Source organism: Hominimerdicola alba (assembly GCF_900109655.1).
GTDB classification, from domain to species: Bacteria; Bacillota; Clostridia; order Oscillospirales; family Ruminococcaceae; genus Hominimerdicola; species Hominimerdicola alba_B.
This window is the reverse complement of sequence record NZ_FOAT01000003.1, coordinates 156,357-180,022: the sequence shown is the minus strand read 5'-3', so window position 1 is coordinate 180,022 and position 23,666 is coordinate 156,357. Positions and strand designations below refer to the sequence as shown.

The 23,666-nt window shown below is 48.6% G+C and carries 19 protein-coding genes; all 19 read left to right on the top strand.

What is annotated here, in order from left to right; genetic code table 11:
- The first annotated feature begins 139 nt into the window (after positions 1 to 139).
- Positions 140 to 766: an aminoacyl-tRNA hydrolase gene (pth, locus tag BMY75_RS04895; protein WP_074830587.1), complete on the top strand. Its 627-nt coding sequence runs from the start codon at positions 140 to 142 to the stop codon at positions 764 to 766.
- Between the two features lie 18 nt (positions 767 to 784).
- The gene (mfd, locus tag BMY75_RS04890) at positions 785 to 4,237 is read left to right on the top strand and encodes a transcription-repair coupling factor (protein WP_074830584.1); all 3,453 of its coding nucleotides are present in this window, start codon (positions 785 to 787) and stop codon (positions 4,235 to 4,237) included.
- Positions 4,238 to 4,291: 54 nt separating this feature from the next.
- A complete protein-coding gene (locus tag BMY75_RS04885) occupies positions 4,292 to 4,996 on the top strand; it encodes an AzlC family ABC transporter permease (protein ID WP_074830581.1) in 705 nt (234 codons plus the stop codon).
- Positions 4,993 to 5,292: an AzlD domain-containing protein gene (locus tag BMY75_RS04880; protein WP_074830578.1), complete on the top strand. Its 300-nt coding sequence runs from the start codon at positions 4,993 to 4,995 to the stop codon at positions 5,290 to 5,292. The genes BMY75_RS04885 and BMY75_RS04880 overlap by 4 nt, the downstream gene beginning before the upstream one ends.
- A gap of 38 nt (positions 5,293 to 5,330) precedes the next feature.
- The gene (locus tag BMY75_RS04875) at positions 5,331 to 8,156 is read left to right on the top strand and encodes a sigma-70 family RNA polymerase sigma factor (protein ID WP_074830575.1); all 2,826 of its coding nucleotides are present in this window, start codon (positions 5,331 to 5,333) and stop codon (positions 8,154 to 8,156) included.
- Positions 8,157 to 8,270: 114 nt separating this feature from the next.
- On the top strand, positions 8,271 to 9,221 hold the full coding sequence (locus tag BMY75_RS04870; RefSeq protein ID WP_074830571.1) for a hypothetical protein: 951 nt from the start codon (positions 8,271 to 8,273) through the stop codon (positions 9,219 to 9,221).
- 31 nt (positions 9,222 to 9,252) lie between these two features.
- On the top strand, positions 9,253 to 9,465 hold the full coding sequence (locus tag BMY75_RS04865; RefSeq protein ID WP_139199712.1) for a hypothetical protein: 213 nt from the start codon (positions 9,253 to 9,255) through the stop codon (positions 9,463 to 9,465).
- A gap of 711 nt (positions 9,466 to 10,176) precedes the next feature.
- Positions 10,177 to 10,608, top strand: a complete 432-nt coding sequence (gene mraZ / locus BMY75_RS04860) for a division/cell wall cluster transcriptional repressor MraZ (protein WP_242940166.1) — start codon at positions 10,177 to 10,179, stop codon at positions 10,606 to 10,608.
- Positions 10,609 to 11,544: a 16S rRNA (cytosine(1402)-N(4))-methyltransferase RsmH gene (rsmH, locus tag BMY75_RS04855; RefSeq protein ID WP_074830565.1), complete on the top strand. Its 936-nt coding sequence runs from the start codon at positions 10,609 to 10,611 to the stop codon at positions 11,542 to 11,544.
- Between the two features lie 91 nt (positions 11,545 to 11,635).
- Positions 11,636 to 12,139, top strand: a complete 504-nt coding sequence (locus tag BMY75_RS04850; protein ID WP_074830562.1) for a septum formation initiator family protein — start codon at positions 11,636 to 11,638, stop codon at positions 12,137 to 12,139.
- A 127-nt stretch (positions 12,140 to 12,266) separates the two neighbouring features.
- Complete coding sequence (locus BMY75_RS04845; protein ID WP_074830559.1) at positions 12,267 to 14,600, top strand: penicillin-binding transpeptidase domain-containing protein; 2,334 nt, start codon at positions 12,267 to 12,269, stop codon at positions 14,598 to 14,600.
- 35 nt (positions 14,601 to 14,635) lie between these two features.
- Positions 14,636 to 16,069 carry a UDP-N-acetylmuramoyl-L-alanyl-D-glutamate--2,6-diaminopimelate ligase gene (locus BMY75_RS04840; protein ID WP_074830556.1) on the top strand — a complete coding sequence of 478 codons (1,434 nt, stop codon included), beginning with the start codon at positions 14,636 to 14,638 and terminating at the stop codon, positions 16,067 to 16,069.
- Between the two features lie 48 nt (positions 16,070 to 16,117).
- Positions 16,118 to 17,482, top strand: a complete 1,365-nt coding sequence (locus BMY75_RS04835; RefSeq protein ID WP_074830553.1) for a UDP-N-acetylmuramoyl-tripeptide--D-alanyl-D-alanine ligase — start codon at positions 16,118 to 16,120, stop codon at positions 17,480 to 17,482.
- Positions 17,479 to 18,495, top strand: a complete 1,017-nt coding sequence (locus tag BMY75_RS04830; protein ID WP_074830550.1) for a glycosyltransferase family 4 protein — start codon at positions 17,479 to 17,481, stop codon at positions 18,493 to 18,495. The genes BMY75_RS04835 and BMY75_RS04830 overlap by 4 nt, the downstream gene beginning before the upstream one ends.
- A 34-nt stretch (positions 18,496 to 18,529) precedes the next feature.
- The gene (locus BMY75_RS04825) at positions 18,530 to 19,759 is read left to right on the top strand and encodes an FtsW/RodA/SpoVE family cell cycle protein (RefSeq protein ID WP_081350442.1); all 1,230 of its coding nucleotides are present in this window, start codon (positions 18,530 to 18,532) and stop codon (positions 19,757 to 19,759) included.
- A 148-nt stretch (positions 19,760 to 19,907) separates the two neighbouring features.
- Positions 19,908 to 20,129, top strand: coding sequence for a DUF3784 domain-containing protein (locus BMY75_RS04820; protein WP_074830547.1), 222 nt, complete (start codon positions 19,908 to 19,910; stop codon positions 20,127 to 20,129).
- Positions 20,130 to 20,168: 39 nt separating this feature from the next.
- Positions 20,169 to 21,302: an undecaprenyldiphospho-muramoylpentapeptide beta-N-acetylglucosaminyltransferase gene (murG, locus tag BMY75_RS04815; RefSeq protein WP_074830544.1), complete on the top strand. Its 1,134-nt coding sequence runs from the start codon at positions 20,169 to 20,171 to the stop codon at positions 21,300 to 21,302.
- Between the two features lie 84 nt (positions 21,303 to 21,386).
- Positions 21,387 to 22,328 carry a hypothetical protein gene (locus BMY75_RS04810; protein WP_074830541.1) on the top strand — a complete coding sequence of 314 codons (942 nt, stop codon included), beginning with the start codon at positions 21,387 to 21,389 and terminating at the stop codon, positions 22,326 to 22,328.
- 69 nt (positions 22,329 to 22,397) lie between these two features.
- Positions 22,398 to 23,654 carry a UDP-N-acetylglucosamine 1-carboxyvinyltransferase gene (gene murA / locus BMY75_RS04805; RefSeq protein WP_074830538.1) on the top strand — a complete coding sequence of 419 codons (1,257 nt, stop codon included), beginning with the start codon at positions 22,398 to 22,400 and terminating at the stop codon, positions 23,652 to 23,654.
- The last annotated feature ends 12 nt before the right edge of the window (positions 23,655 to 23,666 follow it).

The window sequence follows — 23,666 nt, the reverse complement described above, 5'->3', positions numbered from 1 at the left end:
GTGCTTGCATATATTTGTGAAAAGCGCGAACGGATATGCCCGCATAGGCACGTATAAAGAGGAATGCGGGGGAGTCCATGCGCAAGTCTGGATATGTAAAAACGAACATTAATATATATCAGATAACAGGAGTAAGAATATGGATATTTTTGAAAAGCTGAAACAGCTCTCCGCACAGCGCGGGGAAACAGGTACAAAACCCGAGTATATCATCGTGGGGCTGGGAAACCCCGGGATACAGTATGAGGGCACAAGACACAACGCGGGATTTATAACCATTGAGGCACTGGAGAAAAAGCTGGGATTTTCATGCGACAGGCACAAGTTCAAGGCTAAGGTGGGCAATACCGTGATTGGCGGCAAAAGCTGTCTTGTAATGAAGCCTGAGACCTTTATGAACCTAAGCGGTGATGCGGTGTCGGAAGCTATGGATTTCTACAAGATACCACTTGAAAATGTCATCGTGATATTCGATGATATCTCCCTTGATGTGGGTCAGATGAGGATAAGGAGAAAAGGCTCGGCAGGTGGACACAACGGCATCAAGAGCATAATCGCCCAGTGTGACGGTGAAAACTTCCCGAGGATAAAGCTGGGTGTGGGCAAAAAGCCTAATCCCGCTTATGACCTTGCAAAATGGGTGCTCTCGAAATTCAGCGAAGAGGACAGGAAAAATCTGGACGATGCCGCTGAAAAGGCTTGCATTGCGCTGGAGCTTATGGTGCAGGGTAAGACGGATGAAGCTATGAACAAATTCAATGCGTAGTTTTTAGGGTATGATGTGATGAATATTTTTTTTGAAACAGCAAGCCGTCTTGACCATTACAAGGATATCAAAAACTGCCTGCTGAAAGGCTATACCCCTGCGGCTGTGACGGGTGTTTCGGGTATACACAAGGCTATGCTGACGGCGGCGCTGTCATCGCTGGGCAAGTGCCTGCTGATATGTGCCGATGAAGCTGATGCCACCAAAATGACGGCAGATATCAACGAGATGGCAGGGGAGCAGATAGCCTGCGTTTATCCTGCCAAGGATATGAACTTTGCTTATATGGAGGGAATATCCCGCGAATACGAGCACAGACGTATAGCGGCGCTCTCGGATATAGTTTCGGGCAATTGCAGGATAATGGCGGCAAGTATGGAAGCCTGTCTGCAAGGCACCATACCCCCGGCGGCGCTAAGGGAGAACACTTTCGTTATTGAAAACGGCAGTGAGCTTGATGCGGAAGAGCTTTCGAGAAAACTGCTTGCGGCGGGCTATACACGAACAGACCAGGTAGAGGGTGCGGCGCAGTTTTCTGTCAGGGGTTCGATAATAGATATATTCCCTGTTCAGGATAAACAGCCTGTGCGTATCGAGCTTTGGGGCGACGAAGTGGATATGATGGCGTATTTCGATGTTGAATCCCAGAGACGTTCCGATCCGCTTGATAAGGTGACTATCGCACCTGCGCTGGAGATAATCTTCCCCGATAGCGCCGAGCAGGTAAGGCGTATGGAAGAACTGGCAAGATCTGCGAGGGGCAAGCTTATCGACAAGATAAGAGAGCATATCCAAAAGGATATCGACCTCATCGAGAGCGGCATAATGCTCACTGACCTTGATAAATACTATTCCCTTGCGTACAGCGAAACGGCTACCGTTTTCGACTACTTCGGCGGGGGCTTTTGTGCTGTCTCGGAATACAACAACTGCATCGAAAAGGGCAGGGCGGCACTGGCACAGATGGCGGAAGACCTGAAGATACTCTACACTGAGGGCATACTTTTCAAGCGGCTGGAGGGCTTTTGCCTTGAGATGGGTCAGGCGGAGAGCAGGATAGTCAACATGAAGACTATCTTTATGGATACTTTCATGCGCTCGCTGAACAGTGTTAAGCTCAAAAAGCTGATAAATACCGACTGCCGTCAGACTTCTGCGTGGGGCGGAAGCATGGTGGCATTGCAGGAAGAATTGCAGACTCTCTGCGATAACGGCTACTGCACGGTGGTGCTGGCAGGTTCGGAGAAGACGGTGCCTATCATAGTAAAAGACCTGAAAGATTCGGGGATAAACGCTGTGCAGATGGGTGAGGATTTCGAGATAAAGCCGGGAGTGGTATATGTGCGCACGGGCAGTCTTTCGGCGGGATATGATTATCCCACCATCGGCTGTGCGCTGATAACACAGATGAAAGCCCTGTCTTCAAAGCGCAAAAAGCCCAAGCACAAGGCGGGCGAGGAGATAAAGGCGCTTTCTGACATACATTCAGGCGACCTTGTGGTACATTCCATGTACGGCATAGGAAAATTCATGGGCATAAAGAACATCGAAACAGGTGGTGTGAAAAAAGATTACATTACCATCAGCTACGCGGGCACGGACGTGCTTTATGTGCCTGTTACTCAGCTTGACCTTGTATCAAGGTATGTGGGTCCCGGCGATGACGGCGGTGTGAAGCTGAACAAGCTGAATTCCACCGAATGGACACGCACCAGGAACAAGGTGCGTGCGGCGGTCAAGGATATGGCTGAGGAGCTTACAAAGCTGTACGCACAGCGCCAGATGGCAAAGGGATATTCCTTTGAGCCCGATGATGACTGGCAGAGGGATTTTGAGGAGAGATTCGACTATCAGGAGACCGATGACCAGCTGAGGGCGATAAACGAGATAAAGGGCGATATGGAGAAGCACACCCCGATGGACAGACTTCTCTGCGGTGATGTTGGCTTCGGTAAGACGGAAGTTGCGCTGAGAGCGGCTTTCAAGTGCGTTGTAAACGGAAAGCAGTGTGCTATACTGGCACCCACCACGGTACTTGCATGGCAGCACTATCAGACGGCGATTAAGCGTTTTGAGCATTTCGCGGTGAAAGTGGAACTGCTGTCAAGATTCCGCAAGCCCAAGGAACAGGCGGCTATCGTCCGCGAACTTAAAAGGGGTACTGTTGACCTGATAATCGGTACTCACAGGCTGGTATCAAAGGACGTTGAGTTCAAGGACTTGGGTCTTGCCATAATAGATGAGGAACAGCGTTTCGGTGTGGCACACAAGGAGAAATTCAAGGAGAACCACCCCGGGGTGGATATACTGACCCTTTCGGCGACACCTATACCGAGAACGCTGAACATGGCTCTCAGCGGCATAAGGGATATGTCAGTTATCGAAGAACCGCCTATGGACAGACACCCGATACAGACCTACGTTATCGAGCATAATGACGGTGTTATACTGCAAGCCATAAGCAAGGAGTTAAGGCGCGGCGGACAGGTATACTATATACACAACAGGATAGATACCATACTCAGGACGGTTGACCGTCTGCAAAAGAGCTTGCCCGATGCAAGGATAGCCTATGCCCACGGACAGATGGACGAAAAAGAGCTTTCGGAGATCTGGCGGCAGGTGGTTGAGCATGAGGTGGATATACTTGTCTGCACCACGCTGATAGAAACGGGCATAGATGTTCCTAACGTGAATACGCTGATAATCGAGGATGCTGACAGGCTGGGACTTTCACAGCTGCACCAGCTGAGAGGGCGCGTGGGACGTTCAAACAGGCGAGCTTTTGCTTACTTCACATTCAGGCGCGGCAAGGTGCTTAACGAGACTGCCAGCAAGAGATTGCAGGCAATAAGGGAGTTCACCCAGTTCGGTTCGGGCTTCCATATAGCTATGAGGGATCTGGAGATACGCGGCGCGGGAAGTATTCTTTCGGCAAAGCAGCACGGTCATATGGAGGCTGTTGGATACGATATGTACCTGCGACTTCTCAACGAAGCTATAGCCGAGCAGAGGGGCGAGGAGATACCACATTCGCCTGAGGACTGCCTTGTGGATATCGCGATAAATGCTTATATCCCTGACGGCTACATTGAAAATGCGGCGCAGAGAGTTGATGCGTACCGCAAGATAGCTTCAATAGCAACGGAAGAGGATTCCCGCGATGTTCTTGACGAACTGATAGACCGTTACGGAGAACCGCCGAAATCGGTGCTTGGTCTGGTGCAGATAGCACTGCTGAGAAACAGGGCTTCAAGGCTGGGCATAAAGGAAATAAAGCAGATGGGTCCGAAGATGCAGTTCTATATCACTACATTGGAGCCAAGGCAGATAGCGGCGCTGGCAGGAAAATACAAGAGCCGTGTGCGCTTCGTGGACGAGCTGAAACCGTATTTCGCGGTGACGGCGGCAAAACAGCAGAAGTCTGCGGAGCTTATGCAGGAAGTCATCGAGACTATAAACCTTCGCTGAATACAGTATCATCATGGTTTATAAGGGGAGACCCGTTAAGATAGGAGAATAGATTTGAAAAAAGATTTCGTAAGGGGTATGTCCCACGGTGTACCGATAATGCTGGGGTATCTGTCGGTATCCTTTGGATTCGGCATAATGGCGGTCAGCAATGGGCTAAGTGCGCTTTGCGCTTCGCTGATATCCCTGACCAACGTTACAAGCGCGGGACAGGCGGCAGGCGTTGACATCATCGCAGCAGGGGGAACTCTGCTGGAGATGGTGCTGGTGCAGATAACCATAAATCTGAGGTATTCGCTGATGGCGCTGTCACTTTCACAGAAACTGGACAAGAAATTCACGACACCACACAGACTTGCGGCGAGCTACGGCATAACAGATGAGATATTTGCGGTGTGTGCCGCACAGGAAGCTCCGCTGACACCTGCATATATGTACGGCATGATATTCGTGGCTGTGCTGGGCTGGGTAAGCGGCACGGCTATGGGTGCGGCGGCAGGTCAGCTTCTTCCTGCGGCTGTATCGAGCGCTATGGGACTGGTGCTGTATGGTATGTTCATAGCGATAGTGATACCACCCTGCAAAAAGGAAAAAGGCGTGCTGGCGGTATCGCTGGCGGCAGTGGTGATAAGTCTGCTGTTCAAGTATGTTTTCACTGCGGTATCAGGCGGATTTGCAATGATAATATGCGCGGTGGCGGCATCACTGGCGGGAGCGTGGCTTTTCCCTGTAAAAGATGCGCAGGAGGGGAAAGAATGAGTGTAGCGATATATGTAGCGGTGATGTCAGGTGTTACCTACCTTATACGCATGGTACCCTTTACATTTTTCAGGAAGAAGATCACTTCAAAATTCTGGCTGAGTTTTCTGCATTACATACCCTATGCGGTGCTCAGCGCCATGACTATGCCCGCCATATTCTACAGCACGGGCAGTACAGTCACTGCCGCGGCGGGAACGATAGTCGCGCTGGTGATGGCTTATTTTGAGCTTCCGCTGATAGCGGTGGCGCTTGGCGCTTCGGCGGCGGCGTTCATAGCGGGGCTTATCATTTAAAAGAAGAAACAACGAGTTGAGGACAAAAGGAGAAGGCTTTGGATACCAACGATAAAAGATCATTTTTTGAAAAACAATATCTCAGGCTGTATAAAAAGCTTTATTACAGCGCACTGGCGGTGCTTTGCAGTGAAGCGGATGCGGGAGAAGCTGTCCGTGAGGGCGTGCTTGCGACCTATGCTGTATACAGCGGAAACTGTACGACTAAAGAGTTCGATGTAAGGATATTTTCTGCGCTGGCTGAAACTGCCGAGAAATTCCGCAGGAACAAGGGATTCTCGCGCGACGAAGAAGTTGTGAAAGCCAATACGCCGCAGCTGCTGGTGGAACTTGAAAAGATATCCCACAAGGAAAGACTTTGCCTTGCGCTGAGAGGTATAGCAGGTCTTTCAGCGGCGGATATCGTGGATATTACAGGGATGCAGCCCCATAAAGTGAAGGCAGATATCTCTATGGGCAGGGACAGGCTTAAAAACATCGGTCTGAAAGGTTTCAGGCGCGGCGTGCTGATAAAGGGGCAGGAAGAAATGTTTCCGATACCCGAAAAGCTTCGACCGGAGAACATCGGTGATATGCTGGATAACGGCAGTATGGCGATAACATCGGCGGCGATAGATGCTGCAAACAAGGAACAGCGAACTTTCAGAAAGCGCAGTGATCTCCCGAAGATAGCCGCGGCTGCCGCTGTCGTTATAGCTGTGGGCGGAATGGGCTTTATGCTTCGGGGTGGAATATCTCTCCCGAAAACAAAGAAAGCGGAAAAGGTCATCTCTCATGCGGAAGATGAGAGGGACGATATAGATTTCGCAGGTCTGAGGCGAGGTTCGTATAAATCACTGCATACATATTTAATTGAAAGCCACGACAAAAACTGGGAATATTCAAGCTATATATCGGATACGAGATATATAAGCAGCAATGATTATTCGGAAGAACAGGTCTTTAGCGATTTGAGTAGATTTTATGTAAATTCTTACATCTACGGAGATATAAAACTGCTTACAGACAGCGATCCTGCTGAGGCTGACAGCCGGGAAAAAAGCAAGCTTAAAACATTTTTGCAGGAAGATGACAAGGTGTTCAAAGCAGGATTTACAAGCATAAACACCTGCAAACTTGAAAAGGGCAATGCGGTATTTTCAAAAAATGATCTGATGGACAGCACATATATCAGGCAGGAACTTGCTGAAAATCAGGTGTTCAAGGAAAATGGCACCAAGTACGGACCATACATCGTGGGTATGAAGCTGCATGGCAACTATCTGATAGCGGCGTATAATTTCCATATGCCCGAAATCGTAGACGACAAAAATATCTATCAGGAGTACTGTGGGGTATGCGTTTTTGACAAGAACAGCGAAGAGCTTCTTTATGAGTACGAACAGCCGGGCATAATGGGTAAACTCTGTGTTGACGATAATGGCAGGATAACTGTTATAAGTCAGTATAATATGGGCAAAAAGGCTGCTGAAGCTGAGGCGTACAATTCGGGCAGACCTGCTTTTCTTCCCGATGTTTATGAAAACGGTGAAGCATCGCTGATATCAGAGGACGATATATATATTTCTTCCTTTGCTGAGAGTTCTAAGCTTACGGTAATGAGCAGCATTGATATCTCGGGAGATATGATGTGTACCGACAAGATGGTGATGACTGCTGAGCTTTTCGGCATGGTGGAAAACAGCAGCGATATGATACTGAAGCCGTCATGCGATGATAGTGAGGTGGACTCAGGACAGCTGATGCGTATAGATTACTCGGCGGGACTGGAGGTAAAAGCTGTTGGTAATATCCCGAGCGATACGGGATTATCTTTCGGTATTATTTCGGATTATACGTCATATTACATCAATAATGGTTCGAATGAATTGATTATAGAAAACGGGATACTATATATTGTCAACGGCAGTGGTGTAATGTTTTTTGATGAGGAACTGAACTATCTTGGAGAGTACGTGCGTTCGGTATTCCTCGATGAACTGCCCGACGACGTTGAGCCTTGGGGCGTGGATTGGCATACTGCGGTTGTTGAAGGCTCGACTGTATATTTTGCGGATATCATCGAAGATCTGGACCGTGACGATGAAGATGTGCTGATACTTGAATCGGTGGATCTGAGTGATATAAACTCTCCTAAAGCTATCAGTTACAAAGAGGATACGCTTTCGGCGCCTGCGTCATGGGCAGGATATGGATATAACGGTGCTGTGGAAGACGGCAGGTTGCTTCATATGCTGGTATCAGGCGAATCGGAAGATAACATGAACTGTGCGATACAGCTTGTTAGCCTTCGTCCCGAAGATGTTGCCGAGGGTAAGGCGGGGCGCAGGGTATATGATATGAAACAAAACGGAGAAGCAGTTATCCCGAGTTTCGATGATGTTAAATATGCAGAGGAGTTACCTTTGCACAAGCCCGGAGTGATATCTCAGCTGAAAGACCTGCCGTTCGATAATGATTATTCTTCGTTTTATCAGATAAACGGAAAATATATGTGTATGGCAATTGAGAGCATGGTCAACTGTGATGCCAAAGAGATATCCGAGGACGAATACATGGACTTGTTGAACGTTGACGAAACCGGTGAGTTCGATAAAGTCGAAGTAAAGTATGATGACAATGATGAGCCGAAATACTATTATTACAACAGCATAACCTCAAGTCTGAGCTATATCCTGATAGAAGTTCAGGGTGACGAGCTGAAGCAGATATATACAACACCGACTGAAACTGTTGAGCTGGAGGGATTTTATGCTCATCCCTCTGAGGATACAGAGGGTTTTGCGGTGTACGATAACTATCTGTATATCTTTGATTCTAAAAACTCAGCCGTTGGATATAATATTGCGGGTGAGAAAAAGTAAATAGTCTGATATTTTAGCACGTTCGCAGTCTGCGGGCGTGCTTGATTTTTGGGGCGGGGTGTAGTATAATATCATAAAACAGATATACAGACAGATACATGAGGAGACAATAAGATGGAAAAAAGAGGTAAATTTGAGATCAAGCAGCTGATTGCTGTTTTGGCGGCAGGACTTATATTTTTCAGCCCGATGCTGATAGGTTATATATATGACCGCAGACACCCTGTTACTACTCTGACGGGACATGATGCGCTTGTACAGATACACGGATATCTAGGGTGCACGCTGTTACAGTTGCTGGCGATGCCTTTCGCTTCCGCACTCAGCGGATTTGTGGGCTCGGTCATATACAGGGCGGGTGAAGAGGAGTACAAGGGCAAGCGTATATGGTCGCCTGTTGCGGTGGTCATCCTTACTGTACTTGGGACAGTAACCATGCTGTTCATACCTAAAGTTTCGGGGCTCGATCTACAGCAGGAACTGAAGGGCTATAATGGGATGTCCGTTATGCGGATAGCTCAGCTTTATAACGCCTGCGGCGAGGATATGGAAAGCGGCGCTGTCCGCAAGATAGAGATAGATAATGCTGAAACGGACTATGAAATCTTCACATACCGAAAAGCGTCGGGTTCAAAAGGCGGACATAAGATGGGATACAGCAGTCAGTATTCGCTGAACGGCGATGGTGAGACTGTGGCGCAGATATCGAAAAGTGACAGCAGACGCATGGAACTGCTGTTCCTTACCCGCAGCAGGCACAGTGTGGAGATCTACGAAAACAGTGGATTTATTGCCTCATTTGATGGGTATGATACGCTGCCCTCGGACTTTTCGGATATGTTCACCCTTGAACGGGACGGCGACTATATCCGCATGAACGTGCTTGAAAACGAGAAACTTGCAGATAATATCGTTCTTGTTCTGGAGCGTGACGGGGAAGAGCGAAGAACGCCCGCAGGCCGCAGTGAGTATTATTTCCCGGAAACGATGAAAGGGTACAGCTGCCGCATAGCGCTTTATCGGGGCGGGGAATATCTCACGCTGAGCAATACGGTATATATCTGATATAAGGAGGTACAGCATGAGAGGGTAGAGCGTGCGGCTGAGGAAAAGTTCGGTGATGTTCCTTCGCTGGCAATGCTTGGGCAGGGGCTGCGGATTTGAGGATTCCCTTATTCAGCCTGTGAGGCTGGTGCTTGACGCAGCCGCGGAGAATATGCCGCCGGCACAAGATGATGGGGTGACCTGTGCGGCGATAATCTTATATGGTATATCAAAGGCGGTGCTTCCTGTGTGGACACCGCCTTAAACGTTTGCGGATAATAGTTTATAGGATGCTTTTGTGCATAATGACGAAAAGAGTGTTGAAAACCTTTGGGGTAATTGGGAATATGAGATTGTTTGTGGGCGGTTTGTCACTAGTGGGGTGTATTTCTACGAAAATTTTATATGGGGTCGATATTGTAATAATTAACTTCGTTAACAAAATACGCTGTAACCGTTTTTTAGTTTTTGGCAAAAAATGTAAGTTTTAACTGTACATTGATTTACACATTAAATCGATAAAGCGACAAAAGTTCTGTATTTTGTGTGAACTTTTAGGAAAACTTATTGACGAGTACCAGTTATTGTGGTACAATAGGACTATAGAAATGGCCCTTGCGGCAGTTCTGAAGGCGAACGGCGTAATAATTTTGTAATTATATGTATGTTTGCTAACTAAATATCCGAAAATTTAATGAGTCAAACACCCAGATATAGTGGTTGATTCGAGTTAATAAAAAATTTACAAGTTACAGAAAAATTACAAAGTCCTCTCTAAAAGTTACAAAATGCGACATTAGGTTACAAGTATACAGTCCCGAGTACAATAAAATTCCCTGCTTCTTTGAGAATTCGGGAAAAATACCAATTGCAATTTTTTTCATTATGCAGTATAATGTTCATAGTGGTAAAAAGTGCGATTTGGTGTCAAAGTTTTACCAAATCGCGGCAGATATGTCCGTGAGGGGGTGAGCGCTTGGCTTTAAAGACCTTGATGGGTACTTATAATCAGAGCATGGACGTCAAGGGACGCATGAGTTTCCCTGCAAAGTTTCGTGAGATCATCGGCGAGCGCTTCATCGTTACGAGAGGTATCGACCACTGTCTGCTGGTATTCTCTCCCGAGGATTTCGACAGGCTCAACGAAAAGTTCCGTGAGATGCCGCTGGCATCGGGACGGGATATCATAAGGTTCTTCACGGGCAGCGCCATTGAAGCTGAAGCGGACAAGCAGGGCAGGATACTGGTGCCTCAGCCGCTGAGAGACTGGGCTGGACTGGAAAAAGAAGTTATCGTGATGGGACTGACCGACCGCTGTGAGATCTGGGATAAATGCAAGTGGGAGGAACGCAGTGCAAAGCTGGATGATGAAGCGCTGCTGACAGCTCTTGAAGGAGTTGGGATATAAATGGAATTCAAACATGTCTCTGTTTTGCTCAACGAGTGCATCGAGGGACTTGATATAAAGCCTGATGGGATCTACTGCGACGGTACTGCGGGCGGCGCGGGACATTCGCGGGAGATAGCCAAAAGGCTGACCACGGGAAGACTCATCGCCGTTGACAGAGATCCGGAGGCGGTGGCTGTTGCGACGGAAAGATTGTCGGGACTGCCTGCGACTGTTGTTCACGGAAATTATTCCGAACTGGACGAGATATTCGCAAGGCTCGGTCTTGAGGGCGCTGACGGCATACTGATGGATCTTGGAGTATCCTCCTATCAGCTGGATAACGCGGAACGTGGTTTTTCGTATCACGCGGACGCTCCGCTGGATATGAGGATGAGCAGTGAAGGACTTTCGGCACGGGATGTTGTAAACGGTTACGACGAACGTACGCTGGCGAGGATAATATTCGAGTACGGTGAGGAGAAATTCTCGCGGAATATCGCAAAGAAGATAGTTCAGGTCAGGGAAGAAAAACCGATAGAGACCACGCTGGAGCTTGCCGAGGTGATAAAATCGGCTGTACCCCAGAAGGTCAGAAGAGAGAAAAATCCCTGTAAGAAGACATTTCAGGCCATAAGGATAGAGGTAAATGCGGAGCTGGAACATCTTAGCGCCGCACTGGACAAGGCTTTTGATTTGCTGAACGTGGGCGGAAGGCTTTGCATAATCACTTTCCATTCGCTGGAAGACAGGCTCGTTAAACAAAGATTCAAGAGCTTTTGTCAGGGTTGTATATGCCCGCCTGATTTTCCCGTATGCGTTTGCGGGAGAACTCCGAGAGGAAAGCTCATAACAAAGAAACCAATAGAACCGACAGATACAGAGAACGAAGAAAACAAACGCGCACACAGCGCGAAACTCAGGATAATAGAGAAGATAAAGAATGACCCGCAGTGACGGGAAAAGAAAAAGAGAGACAGACAAAAAAGGAAGCTTGTGTAAAAATTTTTCTGTGCGCTTTTGGGGCGCGTATAGAGGTGTATCATAAATGACAAAATATAACGATCACAGCAATCTGGCTCATGAATTTGAACTGCCATACCTGGATAATCCCGAACACGGCAGGACGGCTGTACATGAAGAAAAGAAAAAGCCTAAGGCTATCCCTGCTGCTCCCGCAATGAGCATCGGTGCGAAGCTGGCTTGGGCTATACTGATAATCATAGCTATTTCTCTGATGGGAAGCCTTATCTACGGCAAGGTGGAGATATCCAGACTTTACAGCGAAAGGGCAGGTCTGGAAAAGCAGCTCGATCAGCTGCAGAACGAGAATGTAAGTATGCAGTCTGAGATAGCTGAGAGAATGAACATGACCAAGGTCGAGGAATATGCAAGGAACGAACTGGGTCTGCAAAAGCTTGATAAATCTCAGATAGAGTATATAGAGATCGAAACACCATCAGTAGCTGAGGTGAAGGGCGGCGATAAGGAAGACGCTCTCACACGCTTCAAGCGCTGGATCGATCACGCTTCGGAATATCTGAGGCACTAAATCATATATTATATAAGAAAGTTAAGCACAGATAAATTGTACTTAGCTTTCTTGTTCTATTTTCAAATAGGTTTTATCTCTCTTTGTTCAGGGGATAAAACGCATTTATCGGGACGGAGGTTAAGTGATGACCGATAAACCAAGTCTTAAAATGAAAACAAGGCTCACCATATGGCTGTGCCTGCCTGTACTGCTTTTGCTGATATACATGATATGGGGCATATGGAAAGTATCCATAAAGGAAGGTGCAAAGTGGAAAGAGCTGGCTAATTCACAGCAGCTGAAATCCACGGTGGTGCCTGCTTCAAGAGGTTCTATGTACGATGCTAAGGGCAATGTTCTTGCCCAGAGCGCTACGGTGTACAGGATATATGTTGACCCCATAATGCTGAAACAGCAGTGCGATGCAAGGGACAAACGTATCGAAGAACTGAAAGCCGCGATAAAGGAAGAGGACAGTACAGAGAAAGTACTCAAGTACAAGGAAGAACTTGATAACGCAAAGACAAGCACCGAGACTTTCGATGAGCTTGTGGAATTTCTGGCGCTGAAGCTGAAGATGGACACAGGCGATGTAAGGAGCAAGCTTGGTGATATCACAAGTCAGTACATCATACTTGGCGAGGGTATCGAGAAGACTCTCCGCGATGAGATAGAAGCAAAGCTCACTGAGCTGAAAATAGACGGCGTAAGAGGCGAAGAACAGACAAAGCGTGTTTATCCTCAGGAATCTCTGGCTGCCCATGTGCTGGGTTATACGGATTTCGAGGATAACGGTATATACGGCCTTGAAGCTTATTACGATGATTATCTCAAAGGCGTTGACGGCAGAGTAGTTACCGCAAAGGACAAGGACGGAAACGATATACCCTACCGTTACAAGCAGAGCTATGATGTTCAGAACGGCAACGACCTCAATCTGAACATTGATATCAATATCCAGTATATGCTGGAAAAAGGCTTGCAGAAGGCTTATGAAGAGAATCAGCCTACTGACAGAGTCTGCGGCATAATCATGAACCCCAAGACAGGACAGGTATATGCCGAGGCTACGGCGTTCAGCTATGACCCTAACGAGCCTTCGCTGATATCCGATAAGCAGGTGGCTGCAAAGCTGGCGGGTATGAAGAATACTCCCGAATATGAAACTGAAAGACAGAACGCATGGAGTTTGCAGTGGAAGGACAAGTGTGTTTCGGAACTGTATTTCCCAGGTTCTGTATTCAAGATAATCACAGGTGCATCGGCACTTGAAGAAAAGGCTATATCGCTGGAAGATACCTTCACCTGCGGCGGTCATATAACCGTAGAGGACAGAGATATCTCCTGTTGGACAACAGGAGACCACGGCACGCAGAATCTGGCGGCGGCTATGGCGAACTCATGCAACCCTGCTTTCGTGCAGATAGGTCTTAAACTGGGTGCTGATAACTTTGTAAAATACTTCGACGGATTCGGCTATAACGAGCTTACAGGCATCGACCTGCCCGGCGAGGTAAATTCCTATAATATACATCAGCTCAACTGGCTGGGTCCCGTTGAACTGGCTACATCTGCTTTCGGACAGACAAACAAGGTAACACCGATACAGATGATAACAGCAGTATCGGCGGCAGTAAACGGCGGATATGTTGTTACACCGAGAGTAGTAAGCAGCATAACCGACCAGAACGGAAACGTTGTAAAGAGAAACGAGAGGGAAGTCAAGAGACAGATAATCTCGGAAGAGACCTCTGCTTCCATGAGAGAGATACTCAAGGGCGTTGTTGAGACTAACAAGAGCTCAAACTGCTATATACCCGGTTACAGCATAGGCGGTAAGTCGGGTACATCACAGAAGCTTGACGAAAATGCAAAGGGCGATACCTACGTTGGTTCTTACTGCGCATTTGCTCCTGCGGAAGACCCCGAGATAATCATGCTGGTACTGGTGGATCACCCCACAGGCGAACAGTTCTACGGAAGTATGGTGGCTGCGCCTATCTGTCAGGAAGTGCTCAGCGAGGTACTGCCTTACATTGGTATGTTCCCGAACTACACCGAAGAGGAACTGGAAAGCGTATCCATCAATGTTCCCAACGTTCAGTACTATACTGTTGAAGAGGCTACAAAGACACTGGAAGAACTTGGATTTGTAGTTAAGATAAAGGGCGAGGGCGATACAGTCCTGAGACAGATGCCCGCAAGCGTTAAGATCGAGCATGGCGGTTCTGTTGTGCTGTATACCGATCAGAGAACAGAGATCGAAAAGGTCACTGTGCCCAGTATACAGGGTCTTACAAGAAGTCAGGCAAAGGCAACTCTGGAAACCTACGGTCTGAACCTGATAGCAGAGGGTTCTGCGGCGGCTGAGGAAGTAAGCTACGCGCTGGGCGACCAGACCTATGAGCCCGGAACCAGCGTACCGCTCGGTACAGCTGTAACGGTAACATTCGCAACTATGGAGGTAGCTTCGCAGTAAGGCTGACTGTAAAATTTTTTAAGGGATGAATATGAATGAGATTATATGAACTAATAAACGAAGTGGCAGAGACAACTCTGCCCGATATGGAAATAACAGGGCTGACCTCTGATACCAGAGGAAAAGTCACCGAGGGCAGCATTTTCGTGTGCATAAAGGGCAAGACCTTTGATGGACACGATGCGGCAAAGCAGATGCTTGAAAAGGGCTGTGCGGCGGTTGTCTGCGAGAGAGACCTTGGCCTTGAAAAGCAGATAATCGTTGAGGACACAAGAGCAGCTTTCCCGAGACTGTGCGCAGCGTGGTTCCGCCACCCCGAGAGAGAGCTTGAACTCATCGGTGTTACTGGCACTAACGGAAAGACTACCATCACCACGGTGATAAAGAAAGTTCTCAGTGGCTTTGGCTGTAAGGTGGGTCTTATTGGCACCTGCCAGAACGAGATAGGCGATGAGATAATCCCCACAGCAAGGACAACTCCCGAGCCTTATGACCTGTTCGAGCTGTTCAGAAAAATGGCGGATGCAGGCTGCAAGTATACCGTTATGGAGGTATCCTCTCAGGGACTTGAACAGAAGAGAGTTCAGGGCTGTCATTTCAGAGTGGGTGTATTCACGAACCTTACTCAGGATCACCTTGATGTACACGGCACCATGGAGAACTACTATCAGGCAAAGAAGATGCTGTTCGATATATGCGATACAGCGATAATCAATATCGATGACAAGTACGGCAAAAGGTATACAAATGAGATACCCTGTCCCTATAAGACATATTCCGTAAGCGGCAGTGCTGATTACCGTGCCGAGGATATCATGCTTGGTACTGACGGCGTTAAGTACGTGTTCTGCGACGGCAAGGTGAAGAAGAATGTAAGCTTCAATATGCCCGGACTTTTCAATGTATCCAATTCTCTGGCTGTAATTGCTTGTATGGAAGAAATTGGATATACACCCTGCAAAACAATAGCAGGATTTGAGAAGATACAGGGTGTCCGCGGCAGAGCGGAGATAATCCCCACAGGCAGGGATTTCACTGTTATCTGCGATTACGCTCACACTCCCGATGCGCTTATAAACGTGCTTTCGGCTATAAAGGAGAGCGCTAAGGGCAAGGTGAAGTGCCTTTTCGGCTGCGGCGGAAACCGCGACCGTACAAAGCGTGCGCCTATGGCGGCAGCTGCGGCTGAACACGCTGATTTTCTGATAGTTACATCGGATAACCCCAGGGATGAAGACCCCGATGATATAATAAATGACGTACTCAAAGGACTTGAGGGCAAGGATACTCCCTATGTCCGCATGACTGACAGGCGCGAGGCTATCCACTGGGCGATAAAGAATGCCGAAAAGGACGATATCATCGTGCTGGCGGGCAAGGGTCACGAGGATTACCAGATACTTGCAGGCGGAGTGAAGATACACTTCGATGAGCGTGAGGTAGTCGCTGAGGCGCTGAAGGAACTTTGATAATTAACCTGACCCGAGGGTACGGGTCGAGCAAAGGGTGGTAAAGCAATGGAAAAATTAATGCTTTCAGAGATAATACAGGCTGTAAGAGGAAGCTATGGCTTTCCTGCCGATGTTGAGGTAAAGGATATCTCTACCGATACAAGAACTATAACAGAGGGCTCGCTGTTCATAGCGCTGAAAGGTGCTAACTTCGACGGGCACGATTTTGCCGCACAGGCTATGGAGCTTGGTGCCATAGCTGTGGTTACGGAAAGACCCGTTGATGGTGCAAGATGCCTTATCGTGGATTCCACGGCGCAGGCGCTGCTGGATGCGGCATCATATTACCGCAGTAAATTCGATATACCGCTGGTGGGCATAACAGGCAGCGTGGGAAAGACCACCACCAAGGAAATGATATACAGCGTGCTTTCCCGCAGTTTCAAGACACTTAAAACCGAAGCTAATCACAATAATGAAGTGGGTATGCCGAAAACACTGCTGGAGCTTGATGATTCTCATCAGGCGGCAGTAATTGAGATGGGCATGAACCACAAGGGTGAGATCTCGAGAATGTCCACAAGCTGCAAGCCTACTATCTGCGTTATAACGAATATCGGCGTTTCCCATATCGAGAATCTCGGTTCTCAGGAGGGCATACTCAAGGCTAAGATGGAGATACTTGACGGCGCTTCTGCTGATGCACCGCTGATACTCTGCCGCGATGACAGACTTCTCGCAAAGGCTGAGATATACGGCGGCAGAAAAGTATGGTACTACTCGGTATCCAAAAAGGACTGCGATGTTTATGCTTCAGATATTGCTGCTGACAGCAAGGGCATAAGCTTCACTATACATTATAATAGAGAAAAGCTCAATGCAAGGATAAATTGTCTGGGCGAACACAATGTCAAGAATGCGCTGGCAGCTTTCTGTGCGGGTGCGGCGGCAGGTATGGAGAATGAGGATATCATCGCAGGACTTGCCGATTTCAGACCCGAGGGCATGAGACAGAATATTATCAGCGAGAATGGCATGACCTTCGTGCTTGACTGCTACAATGCAGCTCCCGATTCCATGAAAGCGAGCCTTTCTGTGCTGAGCCAGATATCCGTCCGCGGCAGACGTTTCGCTGTGCTTGGGGATATGCTGGAGCTTGGAAAGGGCGCGGCTAGATATCACCGTACTGTGGGCGAGTATGTCAAGGCTTCCAAGACAGATGTACTGCTGTGCTTCGGCAAGAATTCGGCGTACTATATCGAGGGTGCTTGCGACAAGGGCTTCGATCGTGATAATACTGCGCATTTTGAAACCCACGAGGAGCTTGTGGAGTATCTGAAAGCAAATCTCAAAGAGGGCGATGCTGTGCTGTTCAAGGGCAGCCGCGGCATGAAGCTTGAGGAAGTTTACGAGGCGATAAAACAGGCGTGAAGCTTTCGTTTATAATATTTGCCCTGCAGCTTGCTGTGGGCGGACTGCTGGGGCGGCTTTTCATTCCCGTGTTCAGAAAGATGAAAACAGGGAAGCTGGAAATATATATCGGCGACCGATTTAAGCAGGATGGCTCCGAGCCTAGGGGCGGCGGAGCACTGATGCTGTTTTGCTTTGTAACAGCCTGCTTTGCGGCTGCTGCCGCTGAGGGTTTCAATGCCGATGAGATAAGGGCAGCGGCTTTCACGGCGATATTCGCCGCGGTGTTGACTGCTGTGGGACTTATGGAAGACTACGACCGCGATGTACGCGGCGGGATAGGCATGAAAAGCAGATACAGGGTGACGATAAAGCTGCTGCTTTGCGGCGGCTATACCGCGCTGATGGGGCTTTTCGGGTACAGCTGCAAGCTGGTGCTTTTGCCTTTCAGATGGGGGTATGTTGACCTCGGGTGGGCTAATATACCGCTTAATGCGCTGCTGATGACAGTTATTATCACGGCGGCGGAGATATGTGATTGCCAGAAAGGTATACACGAAACAGGCGTGGACGGTCTTTGTCCCATGACGATGTTCGTGAGCTTTCTGGGACTTTTTGCGGCTTTCGGAGACGGCAGCCGCGAGGTGGTCAGAGTGATATGCCTTTGTGCGGCGGGAAGCTGTGCAGGGTATCTGATATGGGGGGCTAAGCCATCAAAACTGTTCCTTGGGCAGTCGGGAGGGCTGTTCCTTGGGAGCATGATGTGCGGCATACTGATGCTTTCGGGTCTGCACGGGGCAGTGCTGCTTGCTATGGCAGTGCCTGTTATCGAGCTTGCTTCGCATTTATTGCAGCGGGCGGTATTCAAAAGAAATAAAAAGCTGCTGTTCAAAGGCGCGACGCTTCACGAGCATTTACGCAATATCGGGTGGAGCGAGTATCGCATCATCGCGGTCTATGCGGCGGTGCAGGCAGTGTTCTGCGCAGGCACGGCGGCTTACAGTATATATGAATCGAGGCTGGTGATAAGCTAGCCTTGTCAAGAAATTGAGCGGAGGTACAGCATTAATGGCTGATAAGGGTATACACCGCGACCGTGACGGCGGTCTTACACTGAACAATCACCTGATACGGCAACCCGTGGCGCAGGCGAGAAAAAAGCTTAACTTCAATTTCAGATCGATAAACAAGGGCGTGGATATCCCATTTCTGCTGCTGATCCTGGTGCTTCTGGGATTCGGCGTGCTGATGATGTTCTCGGCTTCCTATGCCTGGGGCATAAACGATATGGGAGACGGATATTTCTACGCCAAAAAGCAGCTTACATTCGCGGGTCTCGGTCTTGTGGGTATGCTGGTGGTATCTGTGCTGGATTATCATTTTTTCCAGAACACGGCTGTATGTTACATATTCTTTGGCGTTATGTACGCCATGTGTCTGTACGCGGCATTCTTCGGTTCGTCAACTGCGGATGCCAGCCGATGGATAAATCTGGGATTCGTGCAGTTCCAGCCATCGGAGCTTCTTAAAGTTGCATTTATAATAATATTCGCCTACATAATGGCGGTAAACTTCCCTAAATTCAATAACTGGAAGTACTGCGTTATCCCTTTCACTGTGATAATGGGTATAACGGTCATCGTGCTGGGTCTTCAGCGACATCTTTCTGCGGTGCTGATAATAGGCGTTATCGGTGTCAGCATGATGTTTGTAAGCGGTATGCCCGCCAAGACTTTCTGGAAGTTCATAGGCGTTCTGGCGGCAGTGGCTGTGCTGTGTCTGGCAATATTGCTGCTGGCAGGCAAATTCTCCTACATTCAGGAGAGAATTGACGGCTGGCGCAACCCCGAGGCTGATATACAGAACAACACATGGCAGACCTATAATTCACTGGTAGCTATCGGCTCGGGTGGCTGGTTCGGACTGGGGTTCGGTGAATCAAGACAGAAATTCCTGTATCTGCCCGAAGCGCAGAACGACTTCGTATTTGCCATAATCTGCGAGGAACTGGGATTTGTGGGCGCGCTTGTAGTAGTGGTACTGTTCGTTATCTTCGTGCTGAGAGGATTCTACATCGCCGCAAATGCCAAGGACAGATTCGGTATGCTGGTGGCTGCTGGCATCACGATACAGATAGGTTTGCAGGCTTTCCTGAATATCATGGTTGCTTCAAACTCCTTCCCGAACACGGGTATATCTCTGCCGTTCTTCAGTTACGGCGGTACGGCGCTGATAATACAGTTGGCTGAGATGGGCATACTGCTCAGCATCTCACGTCAGGGACACATCAAAAAATGATAAGAAAACAGCGCCTTCGGCATTTTTAGCTGTGGCGCGGTTTTGTGTTTTGGTTAACTGTTAACTGAAAAATGTTGCTTTGTTAACAATATTTTAGTATAATTGAAATGATAAGAAGTCTGCTTTGATTTTCAAAGGAGTGACAGCCGTGCTTGCATTGAAGCTGATATTTCTGATACTCGGGACAGCGTTCACGGCTTTTGGCGGACTCATCTTATTCTTTATGAAATACTCCTTGATAAACGGCTTTTCAGCCGCACAGAAGTCGGGGAGAAAAGACAAGGACTACGCTGAAAAAGTTGGACGTGCCGAGTTTGTTATCGGTATCGTGTTGCTTGGGGCGGGTATCGTCCTAGTGGTATTTGTATGAATATATTATTAATTTAATTATAAAAGAGGTATCTGCTGTATGCTTAGAGTACTGCTTGCAGGCGGCGGCACAGCGGGTCATGTGAACCCCGCGCTGGCTATTGCCGAGATAATAAAAGAAAACTACCCCGATGCGGAGATATGCTTCGCAGGAAACCCCGATAAGCTTGAAGCAAAGCTTGTCCCAAAGGCGGGATACAAGTTTGAACCGCTGAAAATAGAGGGTTTTCAGAGAAAGATAAATGCTGAGAATATCAAAAGGAACTTCCGTGCAGCCGTGTATCTGGCTAAGTCGGGAAGCAGATGCAAAGAGATCATAAAGGGATTCAAGCCCGATCTCGTTATAGGCACGGGGGGCTACGTCAGCGGACCTGTGGTAAGGGCGGCAGCCAATATGGGCATCAGGACTGCCATACATGAACAGAACGCTTTCGCAGGCGTTACAAACAAGATACTTTCAAAAAAAGTCGATGTCGTTATGATGACAGTCGAGGAATCAAGGAAGAATTTCCCCGACGCTAAGAAATGCGTGGTGACGGGTCTGCCCGTAAGGGGAGGATTCGGCAGGCTGACAAAGGCTGAGGCACGCAAAAAACTGGGTATCCCCGAGGACGCACAGGTAGTGCTTTCGGCGGGAGGAAGTCTGGGTTCAAAAGTACTGAACGAGAACATAATGAAACTCTTTAAATGGTATCAGCGTGAGGGCAGGGAGGTATACCATATACACTCCTACGGTACCTATAAGGATTATGAGAATTATATCGCTGACTGCGAAAAGCAGGGCATAAAGATCAAAGGCAACGATCACCTTATAGTTGACAGCTATGTTGATATGCCCAAGGCTATGGCTGCCTGTGACCTTATTATCACCAGATGCGGTGCTGCGTCACTGGCTGAGATAGAAGCTATGGGCAGATGTTCGATACTTATACCCTCGCCCTGGGTAGCGGAGAACCATCAGTATCACAATGGTATGGTACTCCAGAATGCGGGCGCGGGATTGGTTATCGAAGAAAAAGATCTTACGGAAGAAAAGTTCGTGGGTGCAGTGAGAGATTATCTCGATGACCCCGCAAAGCTGAAGGATTGTTCAGAAAAGGCAGCGGCACTCCATATTAAGGATACAAAGGAGCGCATAATGAACTGCCTCAGACCCCTCATAGGGAAGAAATAATGGTTGGTAAATGATTAAAGATATGGTTGACAGGTAAAAGAACCGGATATATAGAATCGGATATGATGTGAGGAATGATACAATTTGGCAATTGACAGAACTATACAGACAAAGCGTTCGGGTTCGGGTGTAACGATGGACAGCTTGAAAGTTCCTGAGAATATTAATGATAAGCTCGGTCACAATGCCTACAGGGGTTCAAAAACGAATGCCGCTGCCGAAGAGATATTCTCTGGAAACAGGTATTCGAAGCAGACCCGTTTTGGTGCTGCCGATAACAGGTATGAGGGCTCTGAACGCAGAGCGAGAGTCAGGCGCGATGATCCCATAGATTACAGTGACAGCTTTATACCAAAGCCTGATCCGAATAAAAAAGCTCCCGACCTGCTTCATCAGGGCGTAAAGGTCGGCTCGGCGTATGTTGAGAGAAAAAAGGTGATAATCTGGATAACCGTGGCGCTGGTACTGCTTATCAGTGCACTTCTTTTCCTGCCGCCGCTGATGAACAGTACAACTCAGGAAACAACGGTGGATCACGACAGGAACATCTTCCAGAAGATGGGCATGACCGAGTTCAAGACATATGCGCTGTCGAATTATTCGGTGTACAGTCAGGAGGCTTTTTCCTCTGAGAAAAACGAGAACTACCGTGTTATCGAAATGACTGTACATGTGCAGAACTCTTCGCCTTTTCAGGTTACAATACCGCAGTATAAGGCGCTTTATGTTCCGACAAGGTACGAGGACAAGGTGTGCTATGTGTCCTCAGCTAAACGTACTTCCAACAAGGACGGCGAGGGCAAAGTAGTTGGCGATGTTATTGACGGTTTTCAGGGCAAGGACGTTACTGTAGAGCTTATGATAAACGTTTCGAATATGACCGAAGAACAGCTGGACGAGTGCGTTACGGGCATGGTTCTTTCAACCGTGGGTGCAAAGAAGAAGATTGCAAAGAATGTATACGTTCCTTGCTTGCCTGCTGTGCTGTTCGTATCGAATGCTGTTACAGTACAGCTTGACCCGTAGATATCAGGTAACATATAACAAGTTTCGCGCATAAAATAAGCTATACTTCAATAAAAGGGGCGTAGCTTTATGCAGAGACTTATCATAAATGGCGGAAAACGGCTGTGCGGCGAGATAAGGGTGCAGGGTGCCAAAAACAGTGCACTGCCGCTGCTTGCAGGGTGTCTGCTGGCGGATGGCAGGACGGTGCTTAGGCGATGTCCCGAGCTGACGGACGTTTTTGCCGCTTGCAGGATACTTAACGAACTGGGCTGCAAATGCAGCTTCAGGAAAGATACCGCGGTGACCGACTCTGTCGGTGCCGATGGTTACAGGATAACAGAGGAGCTTATGCGTGAGATGCGCAGTTCCATTGTTTTTCTGGGGGCGGTACTGGGTAAGACCGGCAGATGTGAACTGAGTTATCCCGGTGGCTGTGAACTAGGTCCCAGACCGATAGATATGCATCTGGCTGCGCTCAAACAGCTGGGTGTCAGGATATGCGAGGAGCATGGCAGGATAAGCTGCACTTGTCCCAAGGGGATAAGGGGCGCGGTGATCGACCTGCCTTTCCCATCAGTGGGGGCTACCGAGAATATCATGCTGGCGGCGGCGTGTGCCGAGGGTGATACTGTCATCCGAAACGCGGCGCGTGAGCCTGAGATAGCAGACCTTGCGAGTTTTCTGAACCGCTGCGGCGCTGACATCAGGGGCGCAGGGTGCAGTACGCTGAGGATATGCGGCGTGAAGAAGCTGCATGGCTGTGAATACGAAGTAATGCCCGACAGGATAGCGGCGGCTACTTATATGGCTGCAGCGGCATCGACAGGCGGTGAGCTCGGAATTATCGGTATAAAGTGCGATGACGTTCAGGCGGTGACGGCGGTGTTTGAAGAAATGGGCGCCGCGGTTTACTGTACAAACGACAGGATATTCATAAGCTGTGTAAAACCGCTGAAAGCCGTGCGGATGATACGGACGATGCCTTATCCCGGTTTTCCGACAGACGCACAGGCTTTGGTGATGGCGGCGCTGACTACGGCGCGGGGCAGCAGTATGATAGTAGAAAATATATTTGAAAGCAGATTTCGCCATGTGGACGAATTGGTGCGCATGGGGGCTGATATAAAAGTATCGGGCAGAACAGCTGTGATACAGGGCGTAAAAAAGCTCTGCGGCGCAAATGTAAGGGCGCATGACCTTCGCGGCGGCGCGGCGCTGACAGTTGCCGCACTGGGTGCCGAGGGTACTTCCTCGGTGGAGGGTGTGTGCTATATCGACAGGGGCTACGAACTTATCGAGAGCGTACTCGGGTCGGTGGGCGCTGATGTACGCAGAGAGTTCTGACGAAAAAATGTG

Coding starts and splice junctions, on each gene's coding strand:
- rsmH (WP_074830565.1), top strand. CDS start 10,609: ATGGAATTCAAACATGTCTCTGTTTTGCTCAACGAGTGCATCGAGGGA.
- BMY75_RS04840 (WP_074830556.1), top strand. CDS start 14,636: ATGAGATTATATGAACTAATAAACGAAGTGGCAGAGACAACTCTGCCC.
- BMY75_RS04845 (WP_074830559.1), top strand. CDS start 12,267: ATGACCGATAAACCAAGTCTTAAAATGAAAACAAGGCTCACCATATGG.
- murA (WP_074830538.1), top strand. CDS start 22,398: ATGCAGAGACTTATCATAAATGGCGGAAAACGGCTGTGCGGCGAGATA.
- mfd (WP_074830584.1), top strand. CDS start 785: ATGAATATTTTTTTTGAAACAGCAAGCCGTCTTGACCATTACAAGGAT.
- BMY75_RS04850 (WP_074830562.1), top strand. CDS start 11,636: ATGACAAAATATAACGATCACAGCAATCTGGCTCATGAATTTGAACTG.
- pth (WP_074830587.1), top strand. CDS start 140: ATGGATATTTTTGAAAAGCTGAAACAGCTCTCCGCACAGCGCGGGGAA.
- BMY75_RS04825 (WP_081350442.1), top strand. CDS start 18,530: ATGGCTGATAAGGGTATACACCGCGACCGTGACGGCGGTCTTACACTG.
- BMY75_RS04880 (WP_074830578.1), top strand. CDS start 4,993: ATGAGTGTAGCGATATATGTAGCGGTGATGTCAGGTGTTACCTACCTT.
- BMY75_RS04835 (WP_074830553.1), top strand. CDS start 16,118: ATGGAAAAATTAATGCTTTCAGAGATAATACAGGCTGTAAGAGGAAGC.
- murG (WP_074830544.1), top strand. CDS start 20,169: ATGCTTAGAGTACTGCTTGCAGGCGGCGGCACAGCGGGTCATGTGAAC.
- BMY75_RS04870 (WP_074830571.1), top strand. CDS start 8,271: ATGGAAAAAAGAGGTAAATTTGAGATCAAGCAGCTGATTGCTGTTTTG.